Origin of the sequence: Nitrososphaera sp. (assembly GCF_050748925.1) — an archaeon.
GTDB lineage: Archaea > Thermoproteota > Nitrososphaeria > Nitrososphaerales > Nitrososphaeraceae > Nitrososphaera.
The window spans coordinates 1-2,196 of record NZ_JBOGQF010000203.1; the positions used below are offsets into that span (position 1 = coordinate 1).

The window sequence follows — 2,196 nt, forward strand, 5'->3', positions numbered from 1 at the left end:
GACGTCGCCTGATGTGCTGTACAGGCCGGCGCTGTGACCCACGACGGTTTTTTCAGTGTCCTGCGCACCGGCCTGAATCCCTATTGACGAAAAGGCGAGCGCGGTGCCAGCTAGGGCTATCGCAATTACCACGGCTAGCAGTATTCTGGCGCTTGACAAAGAATATGTATTGTAGCGTTTGCGCGGATAATAAATGTTAGCCTAGGCTAACATTCTTAGCCAGCGCTATTTTGCGCCAAGTTTATCTTGCATCGGCGGCAATAAGCGTCGTTGCAGAGGTACTTTTTTCACTTGCAGAACAGGTCCCACACCCCGAAAGACGCGGCGGCCCTCCTTTCAAGGGCGAGACAGCTTGCCGGGTCGCACGTAGTGGTGCGCGACTCGCGTGTGTCAGGAAAATACATAGAGTTTGACACCAGCATCCCGGACTCGATGGACGCTGGCGACGTTGCAGGAGCGCTTGCGGCCATCTCCCCCGTTGCGAGCATCGAGCACATCGTCGACAGGCACATGGAAAAGGACCAAGCCATCAGGCATGCAATAGAGCTGTTCAACGAAGAAAAATACTGGGGCACCCACGAGGCGCTTGAGATGGTGTGGAAGGCCACGCCGGCGGGAGAGGAGCGCAACCTGATAAACGGCATCATACTTGTCGCGGCCGCCCTCGTGCACAGCCAAAAGGACGAGCAAGAGATCTGCCGGTCCATCCTCCGCAGGGCGAAGAAAAAGCTTGAAAAGGCGGCTGGCACCTACCATGGCATAGACATGGACAGGATGGCCGGACTCGTCGCCACCATGCTGAACACTGGCAGGATAGAGCGGTTTACAATCTGACTGCGCGCGCAACTGCCAGCACGACCGTGCTTATCGCAGACAGCACCAGCAGCGCGGTACCAAACATCAGGGCTTCGGCGCTTGCCGCCATTTCACCCACAGCTATGGCCGCAAGGCTGGCTGTCCATGCGACGATGAGGGCGTATTTTGCACGCCCAACCTGCCGGCCCTTCCTTGTGGCTATCAGCGCCGCCGAGACTGGCGCAAAATACACAAGCCCTATGAGCGAGCTTGCGGTGAGCCCGGCGCCCACTATGGCAACTTCGTTGCTAAAGCCAAGCACGCCATAGACTGCCGTGCTGAGGTCAAGGATGCCAAGCAGCGGATAGAGCGCCACCTGCACCGTGCTTTTGAGCCAGGGCGCCTCGCGTTCATAGTCTGCCACCGCGGGGCTGAAAGAATAGTACCACGCGTTAAAGACCTGCATAAAGCTACTCCCTGCCATCGTCTTGAGCGCGAGGCCGTCGCGGAAGACCCGCAGCTGCTGTACCTGCGGCGCAAGTTCGCTCTCAAACGCGGCCGTGGCGATAAGGCAGCCGCTGGTGCCGTTGCTGGGCTGCGCGTTGGCGCCAAGGCCGGCAGCCTTGAACGTCATCACGTCTGACAGGTACTGGTCAGAGTCGGCCACGAGTGAATATTTGACGGCCTTGTACGTCTGGAGCCGCTCTGCGACGACGATGGAAAAGCCGGCGTCCTGCCCCGGGGACATGTCAGTCACCCTGCCTCCACTCTCGGCTACCGCCTCGCCTATCGCCACGACATTGCCGTTCTTGTCATAGAGCGTCGCCACGACGGCAGGGTTGGTAGCCGCCTGCGGGCCGTCGTTTCTTGCGTCGACGTTGATAAAGTAGACGCCGAGCACGTCGAGCCTCGACTGCGAGGACAGTATCTTTATCCCCACCGGCTTTTCGTCCGCTGCCTGGCCTTCAGCGGAAAGTGTATAGTTTGCGACGCGGCTGACGGACGGTGGGTCGATGTAGCGCATGTCAAAAGGGGCGGACTCGCCGGGGTTTATCACGCGCAGTCTTGGCGCATTCCTGTACTCCGCAAGTAGGACGCCATCCTTGTCGTAGAACGACGCGGTCATGATCACCCCGCCCATTGCAGAGCCGGAATCGTTGCGGACCTCGCCGAGCACATGCATTATCTTGGTTTCGTCAACGTATGACGACCCATTCTGAAAAGAGAAAGTTTGGGCGGCCGCCTGCTGGGCGAAAAGCAAGAGCGCAAGAACTGCAGCGGCCGCTACCACGAGTCGCAATTAAAGTCGTTTGGCCTTTTTGCATATTTAAAGTCAATAGGAATAACGTAGCTTAGACAGTATATCTCTAGCCCGATATTGTAAGATTTACAATCCAATGC

The 2,196-nt window shown here is 57.9% G+C and carries 2 protein-coding genes; one reads left to right on the plus strand and one right to left on the minus strand.

What is annotated here, in order from left to right:
• Positions 1-270 precede the first annotated feature (270 nt).
• Entirely contained in the window at positions 271-834 is a 564-nt protein-coding gene (locus ACREAY_RS11455) for a DUF309 domain-containing protein (protein WP_431755901.1), read from the plus strand.
• Here ACREAY_RS11455 and ACREAY_RS11460 read toward each other — a convergent pair.
• On the minus strand, positions 824-2,086 hold the full coding sequence (locus ACREAY_RS11460) for a CFI-box-CTERM domain-containing protein (protein WP_431755902.1): 1,263 nt from the start codon (positions 2,084-2,086) through the stop codon (positions 824-826). The genes ACREAY_RS11455 and ACREAY_RS11460 overlap by 11 nt on opposite strands.
• Positions 2,087-2,196 lie beyond the last annotated feature (110 nt).